At 37.7% G+C, this 18,160-nt stretch carries 10 protein-coding genes and 1 CRISPR repeat array; all 10 genes read right to left on the minus strand.

Features of this window, described 5'->3' with window-relative positions; translation table 11 throughout:
• The first annotated feature begins 300 nt into the window (after positions 1-300).
• A CRISPR array of direct repeats spans positions 301-6,804; the repeat unit is 30 nt; unit sequence ATTTCAATTCCACGTTGGTACGATTGATAG.
• 225 nt (positions 6,805-7,029) lie between these two features.
• The 10 genes from cas2 to BUC07_RS21150 all read right to left on the minus strand — a co-directional run bounded on the left by cas2 (position 7,030) and on the right by BUC07_RS21150 (position 18,042).
• Entirely contained in the window at positions 7,030-7,293 is a 264-nt protein-coding gene (gene cas2 / locus BUC07_RS15650) for a CRISPR-associated endonuclease Cas2 (RefSeq protein WP_073171632.1), read from the minus strand.
• Entirely contained in the window at positions 7,293-8,297 is a 1,005-nt protein-coding gene (gene cas1b / locus BUC07_RS15655) for a type I-B CRISPR-associated endonuclease Cas1b (protein ID WP_073171635.1), read from the minus strand. The genes cas2 and cas1b overlap by 1 nt, the downstream gene beginning before the upstream one ends.
• Entirely contained in the window at positions 8,294-8,806 is a 513-nt protein-coding gene (cas4, locus tag BUC07_RS15660; RefSeq protein ID WP_073171639.1) for a CRISPR-associated protein Cas4, read from the minus strand. Before cas4 ends, cas1b begins: the two co-directional genes overlap by 4 nt.
• Before the next feature lie 9 nt (positions 8,807-8,815).
• The gene (locus BUC07_RS15665) at positions 8,816-11,233 is read right to left on the minus strand and encodes a CRISPR-associated helicase/endonuclease Cas3 (protein WP_073171642.1); all 2,418 of its coding nucleotides are present in this window, start codon (positions 11,231-11,233) and stop codon (positions 8,816-8,818) included.
• On the minus strand, positions 11,218-11,928 hold the full coding sequence (gene cas5 / locus BUC07_RS15670) for a CRISPR-associated protein Cas5 (protein WP_073171645.1): 711 nt from the start codon (positions 11,926-11,928) through the stop codon (positions 11,218-11,220). The genes BUC07_RS15665 and cas5 overlap by 16 nt, the downstream gene beginning before the upstream one ends.
• A 2-nt stretch (positions 11,929-11,930) precedes the next feature.
• Positions 11,931-12,878, minus strand: coding sequence for a type I-B CRISPR-associated protein Cas7/Csh2 (gene cas7b, locus BUC07_RS15675; protein WP_073171648.1), 948 nt, complete (start codon positions 12,876-12,878; stop codon positions 11,931-11,933).
• A 21-nt stretch (positions 12,879-12,899) separates the two neighbouring features.
• Positions 12,900-14,528: a hypothetical protein gene (locus tag BUC07_RS15680; RefSeq protein WP_073171651.1), complete on the minus strand. Its 1,629-nt coding sequence runs from the start codon at positions 14,526-14,528 to the stop codon at positions 12,900-12,902.
• 58 nt (positions 14,529-14,586) lie between these two features.
• A complete protein-coding gene (gene cas6 / locus BUC07_RS15685) occupies positions 14,587-15,363 on the minus strand; it encodes a CRISPR-associated endoribonuclease Cas6 (protein ID WP_073171654.1) in 777 nt (258 codons plus the stop codon).
• Positions 15,364-15,453: 90 nt separating this feature from the next.
• The gene (locus BUC07_RS15690; protein ID WP_073171657.1) at positions 15,454-16,365 is read right to left on the minus strand and encodes a helix-turn-helix transcriptional regulator; all 912 of its coding nucleotides are present in this window, start codon (positions 16,363-16,365) and stop codon (positions 15,454-15,456) included.
• Positions 16,366-17,733: 1,368 nt separating this feature from the next.
• Positions 17,734-18,042, minus strand: a complete 309-nt coding sequence (locus BUC07_RS21150) for an OsmC family protein (RefSeq protein WP_073171660.1) — start codon at positions 18,040-18,042, stop codon at positions 17,734-17,736.
• Positions 18,043-18,160 lie beyond the last annotated feature (118 nt).

Raw genomic sequence — 18,160 nt, forward strand, 5'->3', positions numbered from 1 at the left:
GGTCTTTACAGGTTTAGAATGAAATGACAGGGTTTCAGTCTACGGAAGTAGTAAACAACTCAAAGGAATACAATTTCAAAAATATCCGGCCTCGATTACGTATATATATATATCAGACCCCCGGGGGGTGTTTCCCCATTTTGAAGAAAATTTTTGCCGGGTATAGTGTGGTAGTGCGCGGAGAACACACTTAATTTTCAGAATAACAGTCCACTAACCTCAAACAATGAATAAAAGGTGCAAAATCTTAAAATCATTCTATTGTAATAGCAGCATTTCTATACCGAACTCCCCTGCCTGCTTTCGATTCCACATTGGTACGATTGATAGGCTCAATATTATTAATAATAGCAACACTAATAACATTTCAATTCCACATTGGTACGATTGATAGGACAATGGGTGATTCGGACATGGAAACGATGTAGGTGCTTTCAATTCCACATTGGTACGATTGATAGTTGTCTGGAACGGTCACTATCGACGGCTCAAATGCATTTCAATTCCACGTTGGTACGATTGATAGAATCACAAAGCCCGATTGAACATTAGGTTCAACAATTTCAATTCCACGTTGGTACGATTGATAGGAGTGCAGCATTGCCGGGCAAACCTATTATATGATATTTCAATTCCACGTTGGTACGATTGATAGCACAACTGGCCGCTGCCGGCGCAACCGTGCAATCATATTTCAATTCCACGTTGGTACGATTGATAGCATTCATTTGATGACATACCGGAGAAATTCACGAATTTCAATTCCACGTTGGTACGATTGATAGACCATCACTTTTAGGATAAATATGACCTTTTCCAAAATTTCAATTCCACGTTGGTACGATTGATAGCGAATTCTGGTCCGAGTCATCGGCAATATTACCAAATTTCAATTCCACGTTGGTACGATTGATAGTCCAGATGTTGTTTCTGGAAGCCATTTAAAATCAATTTCAATTCCACGTTGGTACGATTGATAGGGCATTGTTAATTGAAACTACATTTCTTGACATATTTCAATTCCACGTTGGTACGATTGATAGATCCGGAAGCTCAAAGGGGCTGGCTAAATTCCTTATTTCAATTCCACGTTGGTACGATTGATAGGATAACCATGCAGAAATTCATAAATATTCTTTACGCATTTCAATTCCACGTTGGTACGATTGATAGTATTAAGGAGAAATACAAGAAATGGAGATATTTTTATTTCAATTCCACGTTGGTACGATTGATAGTCCTGCTGATTTTAAGGAAAGTGTGTTTTTTGCAAATTTCAATTCCACGTTGGTACGATTGATAGTTCGTGCCGGTTGATACCTTTTCAAACTCCGACCTATTTCAATTCCACGTTGGTACGATTGATAGAAAGTCGGTAGAATTCATCTGGCTGAACTTAACCTCATTTCAATTCCACGTTGGTACGATTGATAGTATAGAACAAATCCCGGAAGCAGCCATAAAAAATCAATTTCAATTCCACGTTGGTACGATTGATAGTCATTAAAAACTGTTTTTTCTAATCCTGCCTTTTGGATTTCAATTCCACGTTGGTACGATTGATAGATCCTTTTGTTCACGAAGCGGACTGTAACCAATTGAAATTTCAATTCCACGTTGGTACGATTGATAGTTTAATTTTGCTTCTGTCAATGTAGCTACAATCGTATTTCAATTCCACGTTGGTACGATTGATAGTATCAGGTCAATTGTATATTTTACGACTTCCTCGCATTTCAATTCCACGTTGGTACGATTGATAGATCCTTAGTTGGTGGCATTGTTGTTCTATCTACTGTATTTCAATTCCACGTTGGTACGATTGATAGAGCAACTACCCGCATGATTGGAATAGTGCTTATGAATTTCAATTCCACGTTGGTACGATTGATAGATCCGGCTACTGACGACAACGCGATAATAACCGAATTTCAATTCCACGTTGGTACGATTGATAGACTTTGCTTTCCTTGTCTTCGAAAAAGAAGTTCACCATTTCAATTCCACGTTGGTACGATTGATAGGGCTTTTTTATCCTTCCCCTCCTTCTCTCCCCCTTATTTCAATTCCACGTTGGTACGATTGATAGGATTCTTCGCAAATAACACATGTATCTAAATACTCAATTTCAATTCCACGTTGGTACGATTGATAGCCTGGCACCTTGCCCTAATATTAGCACGATTAACATATTTCAATTCCACGTTGGTACGATTGATAGTTTGAAACAGTTGTAAACCACCTCGCCGATAAGCTCATTTCAATTCCACGTTGGTACGATTGATAGTTTACTTTTGCTGATATCGAAATACCTGATTCTCACATTTCAATTCCACGTTGGTACGATTGATAGAAGCATACTTTATGCCGACAACAAACCGGTTGCCGAAATTTCAATTCCACGTTGGTACGATTGATAGGATGTTTCGGTTTCGTTGGCTGGATTGGCTACATCATTTCAATTCCACGTTGGTACGATTGATAGTTTCCAGCAGCCATAATTTGTATTGAGCATAACCGTATTTCAATTCCACGTTGGTACGATTGATAGAACCCGAAATATCAAATTTGGCTTCGCCGCTACCGTATTTCAATTCCACGTTGGTACGATTGATAGTTCAAGCAAAAACTAAAATTCCCGCTTTGGCCATAAATTTCAATTCCACGTTGGTACGATTGATAGCCGACCAGGTGTTATACCAACCCAACTGGATAATTATTTCAATTCCACGTTGGTACGATTGATAGCATCAGAGGTAATTCGCCAACCTGTAATGTCCAAATTTCAATTCCACGTTGGTACGATTGATAGTTTGTACCGATGCCGTTGCCGCAGATGATGACACCCATTTCAATTCCACGTTGGTACGATTGATAGTAAACCGTAATGAGAAAGTACCTACCTGCATACTCATTTCAATTCCACGTTGGTACGATTGATAGCCGCCGCTTATACGATTGGGACAATCCTATCCCTAATTTCAATTCCACGTTGGTACGATTGATAGGCCAGTACTGGTCTTAACCCTAAAGGCCAATATCCTATTTCAATTCCACGTTGGTACGATTGATAGATCATTGGCTCCCAGGTATGAAACAATCCCCACATTATTTCAATTCCACGTTGGTACGATTGATAGCGTTTCCGGTAAATTAAAAAAGGATAAGCTATGAGATTTCAATTCCACGTTGGTACGATTGATAGGGCTGTTTTCTCGATGTTGCCTACTCCGGGTTAAGCAATTTCAATTCCACGTTGGTACGATTGATAGCATACTTTGATTCATCCCGCTAAGGTCGTACCTCAATTTCAATTCCACGTTGGTACGATTGATAGGATGTTTCGGTTTCGTTGGCTGGATTGGCTACATCATTTCAATTCCATGTTGGTACGATTGATAGTTTCCAGCAGCCATAATTTGTATTGAGCATAACCGTATTTCAATTCCACGTTGGTACGATTGATAGAACCCGAAATATCAAATTTGGCTTCGCCGCTACCGTATTTCAATTCCACGTTGGTACGATTGATAGAATATTTCTGGCCGGGAGTGGGTATGCGGTTTACAAATTTCAATTCCACGTTGGTACGATTGATAGCCGACCAGGTGTTATACCAACCCAACTGGATAATTATTTCAATTCCACGTTGGTACGATTGATAGTATATCGAAATTCACCACTTCAATATAGCGTCCTTCAAATTTCAATTCCACGTTGGTACGATTGATAGCTTGCCAAACATATCATAAGCGCGCGTTAATCTATATTTCAATTCCACGTTGGTACGATTGATAGGCAATCTTAATAGAATCTTCCAACGTTTCTTCCAAATTTCAATTCCACGTTGGTACGATTGATAGGGAACGGCTGGAGGTACTTTGACTGCTTATTACTCGAATTTCAATTCCACGTTGGTACGATTGATAGTCATCTCTTCATCAGTAGCATTTGTAATCTCCGTTATTTCAATTCCACGTTGGTACGATTGATAGTCCTGTTCCCGGTTTGGGAATTATTTAAAGTACAATATTTCAATTCCACGTTGGTACGATTGATAGTGTTAATTCTTTTTTGTCGGAAAGTCCTAAATCCCATTTCAATTCCACGTTGGTACGATTGATAGTAAGCGGGATGGCTGGGAAAACTGAAATTATACAAATTTCAATTCCACGTTGGTACGATTGATAGCACAAGGTTGATGTAACTTTTTAATCCATATCTTTATTTCAATTCCACGTTGGTACGATTGATAGCAATTTCTTTTTTAAGATTATCCCTGAATTTATAAATTTCAATTCCACGTTGGTACGATTGATAGTTCTATTTCAATTTGCTTTAACCACTCATCCTCATATTTCAATTCCACGTTGGTACGATTGATAGTCGAGTAGGGTGGTCAGAACTTACCAATCTTGTCTCATTTCAATTCCACGTTGGTACGATTGATAGTGAACTACCAATTCTCCATCAATTACAGCAGTTTGATTTCAATTCCACGTTGGTACGATTGATAGGTCATAATCTACATCGAAATAATCAAAGTATATTTATTTCAATTCCACGTTGGTACGATTGATAGGGCAAACATCGTTTATTACCGGAGCATTACTCCAAATTTCAATTCCACGTTGGTACGATTGATAGCCAACAAGGAGATTATCATTACAGCCATATTGGAATTTCAATTCCACGTTGGTACGATTGATAGAGGCAGCAAAAAAGCAAACAGGATTGAAAACTTAAATTTCAATTCCACGTTGGTACGATTGATAGTCGATTGCGGAGCTTCCAATAGCCTTGGTAATTCATATTTCAATTCCACGTTGGTACGATTGATAGCAATACTTTAACAGGCGATGTATCAGGACTTCCATCATTTCAATTCCACGTTGGTACGATTGATAGAACACTTTAACAGGCGATGTATCAGGATTACCATCATTTCAATTCCACGTTGGTACGATTGATAGTGCAAAAATGAAAGAAACCATGCAGGTGGATTTAAGATTTCAATTCCACGTTGGTACGATTGATAGATTTTGACGATGCAAGGCGTGAAAATGTAAAGCGAATTTCAATTCCACGTTGGTACGATTGATAGAGCGCTACCATCTTCATAAGTACCTAATATTAATTGATTTCAATTCCACGTTGGTACGATTGATAGTCGTTTTCCGGTTATTGGTTTGGATTTCGATAACGAATTTCAATTCCACGTTGGTACGATTGATAGATCGAAGGGATTGAAATGAATCAACCTTTTAGCAAATTTCAATTCCACGTTGGTACGATTGATAGAAAAGCTCGACGAGAAAGCCGAAGGCATACTCAAATTTCAATTCCACGTTGGTACGATTGATAGAAACCCGCCATGTTTTATACCACGTGTTGTATGCATTTCAATTCCACGTTGGTACGATTGATAGAAGCTCGGATTAAAAGACCGTCAGTTCAAACAAGGAAATTTCAATTCCACGTTGGTACGATTGATAGTTGGCACGAACAACTAAGGGAGTTGTTTATTGTTGAATTTCAATTCCACGTTGGTACGATTGATAGATTTTACCGAAATGCTTTATGCTTCTTATTTAGTTATTTCAATTCCACGTTGGTACGATTGATAGGGCGCAATCAACCGAACAATCGGCGGTTACTTAAATTTCAATTCCACGTTGGTACGATTGATAGGATTGCAAGAAACCCTAAAAATCATAAAGACCAAATTTCAATTCCACGTTGGTACGATTGATAGTCAACTTGAGCATCTGCTGAATCTACCCGATAAAATTTCAATTCCACGTTGGTACGATTGATAGGTGTGTCGAACAACCCTTTCAGTACCAGGGAAGATATTTCAATTCCACGTTGGTACGATTGATAGTCGTTTTCCGGTTATTGGTTTGGATTTCGATAACGAATTTCAATTCCACGTTGGTACGATTGATAGCGCTTTGGCCATAATGGCTCAGGCTGCTTTAGAGTCATTTCAATTCCACGTTGGTACGATTGATAGAAAAGGCAGTTTATTAAAGAATAGTGATTTTTCAGAAATTTCAATTCCACGTTGGTACGATTGATAGAAAAATCAGTTCAGCATGGGAAGGTCTTTTATTAAATTTCAATTCCACGTTGGTACGATTGATAGTTAGGCTGAATGCAATGCGTCCACGCTGATTTTTATTTCAATTCCACGTTGGTACGATTGATAGCAACACTTTAACTGGCTCTGTATCAGGACTTCCATCATTTCAATTCCACGTTGGTACGATTGATAGGATAAACGTAAACAGAACAACCGAGTTGTATGACATTTCAATTCCACGTTGGTACGATTGATAGACAGTGAGGGTTGTCAACAATGTGGCATGGCTGCCTCATTTCAATTCCACGTTGGTACGATTGATAGCGTTGTCAAACAGTTTCATGTAACTGTCTTTAGCTTATTTCAATTCCACGTTGGTACGATTGATAGAATTTATGTTGGAAGCTATGAGGGCTATCTTACTGGATTTCAATTCCACGTTGGTACGATTGATAGTATATACCCTTCAACAATAACTGATGAAGTAAGGATATTTCAATTCCACGTTGGTACGATTGATAGTGCTGAGTATTCGGAAAACCCTGGCCAACAACGAGATTTCAATTCCACGTTGGTACGATTGATAGTAAAAGACCAGGTGGCTACCGACAAGGCGGTTACGCATTTCAATTCCACGTTGGTACGATTGATAGAACTCACTGCCGACTCCTCGGCACGCACGGTAACCCATTTCAATTCCACGTTGGTACGATTGATAGCCGTTCGACGACTTAAAAAAATAAGTTAACCTTCAACAAGTTAACTTCTGCAAATATCACAATTTTGAATGATAAAATAGTCGATCTCCCAAAACGAAATTTTCCTGGGTGATCGACAACGTTATATAAATCGCTTGTTTTCAATATGTCAAAGAACGATGCCATTTAATTTTAGGCCGTTAAATAATTCATTCCAACCAAAAATAAAAGGTTCGACAACCTGCATCAAAGAAAATTGTCCAGATTTTGCTTCTCTTTACCCACTATTTCCTTCTCCAGCCACTTCTCCTGGCGTGTCTGAAAAATAATCAGGCTGTCGTCTTCTTCATCCATGATTTCCAGTGCTTCATGCTTTAGTTCCATTAACCGGACTTCTGAAATTTCACCTTCAAATACCGAGTTCTGAATCCAGTTTAGATAACGCCGGCACAGCTTCAGCATTTTACCCACTCTTTTTTGTCCTACATCGTAAACCGCTATTACATACATTACCACCACATTTTAAACGGTTTGTATTCTTCTATCCCAAGCATGTGTTTTTGCAGCTTGTAACATTCCAGCTTCACCAGGTGCTTGTAACTGACCGACCGGGAGAGCGTGCGGTGTTTTATCGTTTCATTTAACCGATCTTCAAAAGCCTGCACAAAAGCTTTACGCCCGGCATTTTTTAAAACAACACTATTCAGTTTTTCCTCGAAATGGTTCGGTTGAACCATTTTTTTATTCAGCACTTTGAATATCACCCGATCAACAAGCAGGGGTTTAAATATTTCGGCGATATCAAGCGACAACGAAAATCGTCGTTCGCCGGGCTCATGCAGAAAGCTGATGGCCGGATTTAGCTGGGTTTGATGAATGGCGCGGAGGCATTGACTGTAACACATCATATTGCCAAAAGAAATCAATGCATTTACCTTATTTCGCGGCGGGCGATAACTGCGTCCGCTCATGCTGTAATCGTTGATAATGAGTTCAAATGCTTCGTAATAGTTTTTCCGGATGTTGCCTTCAATTCCCATCAATTCTTCAATGGTTGCAGTGCCGGCAATTTTATCCGCCAGCTTCTGCATGCAATCGATAATTGGTTCAAGGTCCTTCCCGCGACTGTTGTAATACCTCAGGTTTTTCAGCATGTTGTATGCTGCCCCATCGAGAATGCGTTGTGCAAGCGCTATTCGTTTTTGTCTGTTTTGCTGTTCCCTGACCTGCGAAATCAGCATCTTCCCCGAAATAAGCGATTCGCGTGGCATAAACGTACCGGTGTAATTTTCATGATAATCGAAAAAGTGTAGCGGAACTTGTTGTTGTCCCAGGAAATTGTATAAAGCCGAATTCGCATCGAGGTTGCCGAAACAATACAGTTCCCCCACATTCTCCACCGGAAGAAAGCGTGGCTTTTGTTCGTTGCCCTCTTCATCGTAGGGAGTAAATTTCAATGTATTGTCGCGGCGTTGAAGCCGGCCCGGATTAAACAGATAGTAGGTCTTTTTCATTTTTCTTCCTCCCCGCTCCAGCAGAAATCAAAATAGCTGCAGTTTTTACATTTTGACTTTTGTATGCGATCCGGGCAATTTTCATCATGGATAACAGACTCTATTTTTGTCAGCATCTCTGCAATAGCATCCCGGTCGGGGGTAGTTAGCAAAACCTCGGTGGTTTTGTGCAGCCGCGGATACTCAAGTAATCCGGCAGCTCCCGTTACTCCATTTTGTTCCAGCACATAGAGGTAATATTTCACCTGCCATTCGTGCGCCTCTTCATGCTTGTCCGACTTTTTAATCTCGTGGACCACTTTGTTTTTGCGGTCGTAAAAGTCAATTTTAATCCCGTCAATCGTAATCTCCTGGTATTTATCGTTGCGTCGTGAATAGGAGGTTTCATGGATGAGCCTTCCTTCGTACACCAAATCGGAGTTGGATTCCATGTTGATTCCATTCGCGAACAACCACAGTTTCCGGTGACAAATGAGGTAGTAGTTGAAATGGGTGCCGGTGATGAGCATTATAAATTGTTATAGAAAAGCATCTTCCTTATTTAACTTAAAGCCGATATCTGAATTGTAATTCTTTAACCCAATTTTGTATATCCCACATATTGGTTCTTGAAAGGCTAAAGTTGGGAAATCGGCAGAATTTATGATACGCACGCGAATAATTCGGTTACTCATCTTTTTTAATTGAATATTGATGTCTATTTTTGACTTACGTGCTGATTCATAGTTATTATCTGATATGGAATATATTAAATCAGCTAAACTTTCAAATTGGCAATCTTCATCATTTTTTGGAACATAAAATTGATATTGAATTCCAAATATTTTATTGTTTATCAACTGAAATTTGCCAACATTTTCAAATTGTGCTTTATTGACTTCCTCAATCAAATTTATATTTTCTTCAGGGTAAGTTCCTATTTCCAGATTTTGAGCAATTGAATGGAAAAACCGTTGTTGGATGGAGAATAAATTCTTTTCTTGAATTATTCCTTGAATATTTGCCTTTATAAAATCAAGAAATAGTTTGGCCTCATTCCGATAGACCAATTCGGAACTATACTTTCCTTTGCTATTTATAAATCTAAATAAATAAACTTGTCCGAATGGCTGCTTTTTATTACGATTGCATCTTCCTGCACTTTGTATCAAACTTGGTAAAGGACATAAATCACGATATACAACAGGAAAGTCAATATCAACACCTGCTTCAATCAACTGTGTTGATATTAATATTACTTTTTCTGTTGCAAGTAGATTTTTGACTTCTTCAATCTTTAATAATCTATCTTCCGGTGTGAAATGAGTATTTAATAATATAACATTCCCGTTTCCCTTTAACTCGGTGTATAAATCTTTTGTATCCTGAATAGTATTAAGAATGATTAAAGATGATTTTTCTTCCTGAAGTATTCTCAATTTTAAATTTTCAAGCCTAAGTTCTTCTTCTATGACATTTATTTTGTATCGGTTAAAAACATCATTCTCAAAGAACTTTTGAGATCTCAATAAATCTGTCGGAACAGAATATTCTTTAAATAACAACTGGGGATTTTTTAATACATAATTTTGATTGTTCTCCAATTCAACTTTATTAGGAAAATTTAAGTTTGGCATTGTTGCTGTTGATAATACAGCATACGAATTGTATTTTTTACAGAAAGTATCGAGCCAAGCCGAAAAGAAGATGTACAACCGTGGAGGAAGAGCCTGAAATTCGTCAATTAGGAAAATTCTATTTGAAAAGTTTGGCAATTTCAACAAAGTTGAATTCCGATTGCTGACAAGAGTTTCAAAAAACTGGACAAAAGTTGTTATAATGAACGGATGGTCAAAAGTATTTTCAATAAAATCCTCAACCAATAAAGCCCTTAATTTATCAGATGTTTGTTCCGTTTCATATTCTTTCTGTGCTTTTTCAATACGCTCATTAAATGATTTAGAATTAACCGACATCACATCAATATTCAATTCTTTTGAAATTATATTCTGAACCTGTTCTGTAATAGAGAGAAAAGGTAAAGCATAAATAATTCCCAAATTTCCTTTCTGATGTTGAATTTCTCTTGCAATGTCAAGTAATGTAAAGGTTTTTCCAGCACCGGTAGGTGCTGCTAAAGTAAATACCCTTTGCCCATTGTTCAATAAATTTTCAGCTAACGAAACCGCTTCTTTTCTTATCTCCGTTCTTAACTGATTTAATTCGCTTTGAGGCTTTGCTCCTAAATTCACAAAAAGTTTCTCGAATGAATTTTCTGTAGCATTTATACTATCAAATAAAAGATTGGAATAATTGTATAATTCATTATCCCCGGCATCTCTTTTGTCTGATTCTATAACTGACGCGAAAGAAAATTGTGTATCCAAAAAATAATTAAGACTATCATTTTTCCAATAATCTATTTCTTTGCTTCCTAAATCGATATTGGGAATTTGATTTTTATACCATGGTTTTATATCAACCGTAAAAGAATTATGCTGAAATAACATTTGCTTCTGCAAATAGGCTGAAATGGGAAGCTCATCTGAGTTTGCTTCTAAAAATTCAATCATTGCGTCCATTGAATTGGCCGAGATATTTTCATCCATATTGGGGAGATTTCCGTGATGGTGAAGAATAATTGCCGTAATTAGCTTTATTTTCGTTATATCTCGTCCATCAGAACCAAAAATGCGATTTGCTTCTTCCCGATTACTTAAATACCAGTTAAGAAATGAAAAAGCAGAGATATAAGAGTGCTGGGAATATCCAGCGCTCTTAATCCCTTGTAACTTTTTCTGGAAATTTGGATTAACCTTCCCAAAATCATGAAAAAGTGCGGCATATTTCGCCAAAACACTATCTGTTCGTTTAGATGCTTTTTGACAAACACCGTTAATATGAACTTTTAGCGGTTTGTCTGGATGCGATTCTATTGCTTCTAAATCATATACCATTGCGTTTCTTCATTTGGAGTTTTTACATCGTAATATTCGCCGTTTTTTACTTTAAAACAACTTTCTCCACTACAGTAAGCGAGTTCTGCGTATTTGTCGGGATCGTTCCAAAAATCATTATTTTGAAAGGTTGGGATTTTTTCAAAACCGATACGAAAATTGAAATCATTGCCTATCTCAATCTGATGATATTTTGAAATAAACCCCTTCGTTACAAAATCTCCAATTTTCTTATCAGACGCTGTTGCTCTGCTAATAAAATACAAATCGGCAGGACAATTTGCCAGTCCAAGTGTCGGGTTGTAACAGGCATTTTCATGTTCAATATTTGTGCAGAATTTTTCAAACACATTTTGACTTCTGTTGTTTTGTAATGCAATCACAACCATAAAGTCAGGGCGTTTTAAAAACTCAAACTGCCAGGGAGACTTTTCAAGGTTTACTTTAACTGACCGAAGCGTAAATCCCCAGCTTTCCTTACGAACCTGATTGTTTAAGGCGACACTATAAAGCAAATCTTCTGATAATTGGGGAAACAATTCTTTCATTTGTTGTCGCTCAATTCCGTTAACAGCTCCAATTAGTCCGATTAATGCCGTTTTTGTAATAAAATCGTGCGTTAATGGATTATTGTTTGTGTCCACCTTTTTGAAATGCCCCCAGTTCCCTGAAATTTTCAGTAATAGAGCATCCATAATTATAAGCTCATTTTTGTGAATTTATCTCCCAAGCCGGTTAATTGGGATAGAATTTCTTTCGATTCACTATAGTATTTTACTTCTTTTATTTTGTCCGAAGTGGCTACTTCTTTTAATGCTCCAAAATCAAAAGTAACATCGGAAATATCTCTCAATTGTTCGTCCAATTTGTCTGACGTATAGGAAATCAACTTGTCGGTTCCATAAACTTTATCTGTATCTTTTGCATAAACCAACTGCAATAAAAGGAGTGAACTTTGGTTGGATTTACTTCGGGTATTTGCATTATTAATGCTTTTCCAAAGAGCTTCAAACATTTTATCGACATCTTTATCTTCCAATCCTGAAAGTTTGGCTGCAAAAGGATTAATCCAACCATGAATTTGATTCAGTGAATAAGGTACTAAAGACGTGGTACCAATTGCTCCGCCAGATTTAGAAACATCAGATGAAAATACGGAAGTATTTTGGTGCATACGCAAATCAACTGAGTTTAAAGATGGATTGAGCAAAGCAAATTGAACCGGACCTGTAAGATTTACATTCCCTTTCTTTTCAGTTGATATCCCGCCAAATAATCTTACATCAATACATTCTTTCAAAACGAATAAGTTCGAATTAAAGGACTTGTCCTTGTTATCTTTAGCTGCTTTTTCAGCTATTTTTAATTTTTCAGCAAATTTATCTCTTAAACTCTGCACTCTTGCCGCAGATGCTGAACCAGAAACTCCTTCTCCAATTTGTTCTTTGTCGTTGATTACATAAATTGTTCCTCCAATATTGTGCAAGTAATCACGTATAAAGCGTTTTATGCGGACATCACTCACCAATACTTTTTTTGTTTCTTCATCATAGCGCTGTTCTCCTGTAAAAGGGTCGCCATTCGGCATTGAGTATTTACTCTCATACAAAAAGATAATTTCTGATTTCTCTGTTAATGTTGACATAGTGATAATTTTTTAAGTTTATTATTCATTTTCTGTTGTTGCTGTTTGTTCCTTAATTTCTACTTCTTCCTTGAAATAGGTATAGTAGGTTTCAAAAAAGCCTAAAGCGCAATAATGCCGATTGTATTTTTCTTCTTTCGGAAAGGAGTCTAAAATGACTGTTAATTCTCTGGAAGCTTCTTTTACACTTGGATAGCCTTTTTGATGAATCATTAATTTTTCATTCATATAATTGACAAATTCAACTAAATTGTCTAAACGAGCTATACGTTGCGAAAGATTTCCGACGTAAGCCTTTTCGAATGATTTAATACTGTGGGCAACAGGCTTAGCCATGATACCCAGTTTAGTACCCAACAGGTAACTTTTTGATTGTCTTATTTCCATAATGGTATTGTTTATTTGAAGTTTTGATAAAAAATAGTAGTGATAAGCATAAGTTAAAAATCCTCCTTTCCCGTTTCTGATTCCATATTCCGTTTTTTGAATCAGAGCCGGGAGTAATAAATCATCGGAGTAATAGTTGTCTTTATATATCAGCGGTAATATCTTTAAAAGGTGGCTGGTATATTTTTTATCATCGAAAAGCATTTTCAGAGCAAAATCGATGGTGTATTTGTAATTCAATTCTGTTTTTGCTTTTCTTATTTTTCGGTTGACTCTTAAAAGCAGATTCTGATTTACATCGGTCATTTCCAGCAAATCGACTCCGATTGGCTTTGAGCGTTTTGAAAATACAATGTCATATTTTTCAATTCCATCTATTTCAGGATTAATGAACGGTTCTGCAAATGGGTCTGTATCTTCTGGTTTCGGATTTTTATAATCGTACTTTGATTTTTTGTCATAGTATGCCAAGATTCCTTTAGCTGCAAGTCGCCCTTTGGGAAGCATATTAATCATTATTTCCTTCCCCACATTTACTTTGCTTTTTTGTTGAAAATCCAAACCATAGAGTAAATCTTTCACCTCATCAAAGCCATTAAAATATTTGGATTTATAGGTATTGGAATTACTGAAATTAGGTAATCTGCCTTCCGATTCTACAAGTGTGCGTGTTAAAAAGGCACTTAAACTTATATGTCCGTCATCTTCTTTGATAAAGTTTGAAACAATAGCACTTTCTATTTCATCAAAGACATCAGTTTCATACCAGCATTTTCCTGAAAAATTGAAATGAATGTAACAGAATTCCTTTTCTTGAAATATTTCTAAAAGCGAATCCATCTGTTTTTCAAGACTCATACGAAAGACTTTCAATTTTTCATTTTGAATTTTCGATGCATCTTCTTTCCCTCGAAAAAATGAATTTACTCTAAACCCAGCAGCCTTATTTTCAGGATTATCTGGTTTAAAAAATTCTGGATAGGCTATATCTCCGAACATATATTTCACCAAACTGTCAGCTTCACCGGTTTTAAATTTCAAATAATAAAACTTGTTATTGATAATCGTTTGGTCACTTACTTCATGCAAAGAACTATAGTCTATTTCAAAATTTTCTTTTACATCTATCTGATAATAAGTATAAGGTTGTTTTGCACTGTATTCAGGTGCCTTTTTTACAAATCTGTGATACTGAAGACTCTCTTCCTTGCTCAGTTCATTTCTAATTTTATGCCCGATTTGAATGATTGTTTGTAAGCTCATAATTATTGTATTCTAAATGTTGTTTATCTTTCTGAGCACTACGCTCTCATATTTGATATCAATATCTTTCCACCCATCCAAATCCACTGCTACTCTTCTCGCTCACACCGGCACTCCAAATCATCCGGTTTATTTCTACCGGGGCTGTCAATTCAAATTCAAACAAATTGCCGATTACCCTCGTTTCTTCCCTGGTCCCGGGCTTCATCACAAAACCAGCCCGTTTGAAATCACTAATCCGCTTGAACCGGATTTTTTCCTGCGAAATAACCTCGCCGTCTCTTGTATTGTTATATTTTTCAACCAGGTGCTTGATTGCACGTTGTTCAAACATATCGTCTTCGGGTGAAAGGTACTGTGGGTATTTGTCATTTTCGGTCATGTAGCTAACCACCCAGGGAGTTTGCAGCCGGTATTTCATTGTTTCGGTGAAATCTGGCTCAGGGAGTGCCTCAACCTTTGACACTTTAAAATCGATGCCATTAAATTTGTCGCCCAGATAAAATTCCTGGGACATAAACAGACCTTTAATAAAGTTGGTAGCTGCTTCGGGCACATCAAACGAAATTTGCAAACCTATTTCATGTGCTGATATCTCAAACAATTTTTTCTCTTTCCAAAGGTTGGGCTTTCCAAAGTTTAACCGGGAGAAGCAAAACAGTTTGTACAATTTGGTTTCGCCTTGGCCTCCATAACCTTTTTCGTGTAAAAATTGCGCAAAATCCTGGTCAGCTTGCTTCAGTACTTTGTAAATCCAGGCACTGACGTAATACTGGTAATCCATAGGCAACATGCGTTGCTTTGTGGTGCGGTTTAATGTAAGTTTAAATCTCATTGGTGCGATTGTATTTAATAATATGTTTGTCTGCTATTGATGACATTCATTTCATTTTAAATCAGGAACACAAGTAAATACATCAAACTGTCAACCTGTGTCAGTTAGGATTTTTTCTGCTTTATTTTTCAAAAATTTTTTCAACTCCCCGGGGCCAATTACTTCAATTTCGTCGTATAAACCCATTACAAACCGTGCTACACCCTCGAACCCACAAACAGGAGCAGCAAACTGGTATTCTTTGTCGTTTAATTGTTGAATGTATTCTTCGGCCAGCGGATATTCTTCTTTCAGCAGTTCGCAGGCGCGAATGGAAAGTTCCAGAGTAACCTCAGTTTGCCGATCCGAACTAATCCGGAATACATCGATTGGTAGTTTTTTATGGCTTATTTCGTTCTCCCAGAGATTTGGAAGTATATGAACAGATTTTATCCTGGTATTTTTGAACGTTTTACAACATCTGTCATGAACGTCATAAGCCCAGGTTGCAACATAATTGGTGGTAAAATCAAAAGGTTCCACCAAACGGTCACGCGCCTCATTGCTGTTGGCTGATAGATACTCTTTCAGAATTACCTGGTTTTTAAGCCTTATAGCCTGTATGAGCTGATGAATGTTCTCTGAATACTCTTTTTTGACGATGGTATTGGCAACCCGGTCAAAGTCATACAAAGCATAGAGCTTATTCACCAGGTTTTGTTTCAGCAGATTCTCGTTATCGATGGAATGAATTGCTTTTTGCAGGATGACTGCTTCTTCCCTTGAAAAGTGCACGAGTTCACTGATTTCCCTAAAATAGGGGGAATTTTTATCGATAAAGTAATAACCATCCGTAGGTCTTGGAATAACAAATCCTGCATCTCTGAAGGTTTTTATATATCGATGGACAGTTCGGGTGGTAATATCAAAACGTTCAGCAATTTCATCAATTTTGTACCTCAGGCCGGAGGACAGAAAAAGAAGCATTTCGAGTAATTGATGCAGTTTTGGTTGATCGTTCATGGTTCAGAAAAAATGGAACTATAAAACTATAAAATTCTTAACAGAAACCATTATAATATTTAAAAACAATTGCTTACTATCTCGGCTAGGCTAAATAAACTAACTAACAATCCTACGGCTGAACCCGGCTGCAATGAATGAAGCTTGCGGAATGGGTTGCGGTCCGGGGTCAAGCATCGCGAGCCGTCTGCGAGTGGAGCGAGGGTGGTGCAAGAGACAGATTGAAGGATGAAATCGGCTTGCAGCACATGTGTGAAGTGAAACGGAACACACGAAACCGCCTACCTGCCGGAGGCAAATCAACAACCCCGGTTGAAGCCCGAAGCGACCCGCAGGCGAGCCATACACGGGCTGCGGCTGGATTTTAAGCGCTTGCACCAAGGAACCGACTGCATGGGCTTAAAATCCAGAGAAAGCAGCCATGAGGAAGATTGAGGAGCCGCAAAAGACATGACAACCTGCCGAAGGCATCCGCAGGATTTTGAATGCGTTTTATACCTTTAAAGTCAGCTCTCATAAAACGCTTTCAAAAGGTTGGCGGGTCTGTTGCCGACGATTGATGACGAATACCATATTTCCTGGTTCTTACTTAGACTCTGACATTCACCTTTCTTGAAATAAATACTGTAGAATTATCTCTACATCGCAAAAACATTTTCGCCTCATGTTCAGTGCCTTATGAAGATATACAAAAATGTGATTATATAATCAGAATTTATATACACAGGTTTCTGCCCTTTATAACAAGATTGGATTATACTTGCAAAGATGGTTTCCGGGGTTAAGAGTGCTAATATTTACATCCTCTTATACATCTCAGGAATAAAGGCGGGGGATACCTTCCCATCAGTGAAAATATTTTTTACATGAATAGTATGCAAGCGTGCCCATCGCACATAAATTTTTGAAAAACGTCATGGGGCTTCAAAATAAAATTAGTCCTCTTTGTGTTTCAAACTACAGCATAAAAAAAGGGCCGGTAAAAATTACCAGCCCCGTTCTCGTATGTTCCCAATTTTGGAGTTCCCTCAATTGCTGCAGGTCGTTAAGTCCATCCGCTTCGCCTGAACAACATTTCTCATCAAGAAGTTATCGCGGTTCTCTTTCGTGTACCAGATTTTCCCTCCAACCTTTACATAGTCTATCAGCCTATCGGCATGCCAGGAAGCCAGAGTACATTTTGGGATTTTCCAGTTGCAATCATATCGCTGTTATCCCTTATTTCATATTCATTTGCAAGTGTTTTTAGCACTTCAACCTCTATATTTATCTTCCAGGTGATTATGTATGATACAAATTATATAACTACCGGTTCTTCTTTCTGAATTCTGAATATAATTAAATGTCAGAGGAGTGGGAGAAGAAAGGTTATCGTTTACCGGGCATCGTTTTTTTTATGGTTTCTATCCAGTTTTCAATATGACCAGGGGTAGCATCGGTAATAGGTGAAAATTGCACATCAATTTGTTTAAAGCCAGCCCTTTCATCGTTGGAATCTCCCAAAAGTTTTGCTGGATTGAGATTTCCTTCAATGGTGATATTAAGTTTTTTAAACGTAATGCCCAATTCGCGGGCGGTTAAATGGGCTACAACATTTATGCAGCCGGCGCAACTTGCCAACAAGTATCCTACTGGGTTTGCCGCCAGATCTTTATCCCCAAGGTGCCGGCGGCTCATCTATTTCGATTTTAAACTGTCGTGCTTGTGCTGTAAAACGGGCAATCGTTTGTGCCTTACCTTCAATTTTTACTTTTAAATCTGTCATTGCTTTTAAATTTTGATTTATACGCGTTGG

The organism is Tangfeifania diversioriginum, assembly GCF_900141875.1.
In the GTDB taxonomy this organism is placed as follows: Bacteria; Bacteroidota; Bacteroidia; order Bacteroidales; family Prolixibacteraceae; genus Tangfeifania; species Tangfeifania diversioriginum.

Excerpts from the sequence above, each read along its gene's own strand:
- cas2 (WP_073171632.1), bottom strand. The coding sequence starts at position 7,293 with ATGTATGTAATAGCGGTTTACGATGTAGGACAAAAAAGAGTGGGTAAA.
- cas1b (WP_073171635.1), bottom strand. The coding sequence starts at position 8,297 with ATGAAAAAGACCTACTATCTGTTTAATCCGGGCCGGCTTCAACGCCGC.
- cas4 (WP_073171639.1), bottom strand. The coding sequence starts at position 8,806 with ATGCTCATCACCGGCACCCATTTCAACTACTACCTCATTTGTCACCGG.
- BUC07_RS15665 (WP_073171642.1), bottom strand. The coding sequence starts at position 11,233 with ATGGTATATGATTTAGAAGCAATAGAATCGCATCCAGACAAACCGCTA.
- cas5 (WP_073171645.1), bottom strand. The coding sequence starts at position 11,928 with ATGGATGCTCTATTACTGAAAATTTCAGGGAACTGGGGGCATTTCAAA.
- cas7b (WP_073171648.1), bottom strand. The coding sequence starts at position 12,878 with ATGTCAACATTAACAGAGAAATCAGAAATTATCTTTTTGTATGAGAGT.
- BUC07_RS15680 (WP_073171651.1), bottom strand. The coding sequence starts at position 14,528 with ATGAGCTTACAAACAATCATTCAAATCGGGCATAAAATTAGAAATGAA.
- cas6 (WP_073171654.1), bottom strand. The coding sequence starts at position 15,363 with ATGAGATTTAAACTTACATTAAACCGCACCACAAAGCAACGCATGTTG.
- BUC07_RS15690 (WP_073171657.1), bottom strand. The coding sequence starts at position 16,365 with ATGAACGATCAACCAAAACTGCATCAATTACTCGAAATGCTTCTTTTT.
- BUC07_RS21150 (WP_073171660.1), bottom strand. The coding sequence starts at position 18,042 with ATGAGCCGCCGGCACCTTGGGGATAAAGATCTGGCGGCAAACCCAGTA.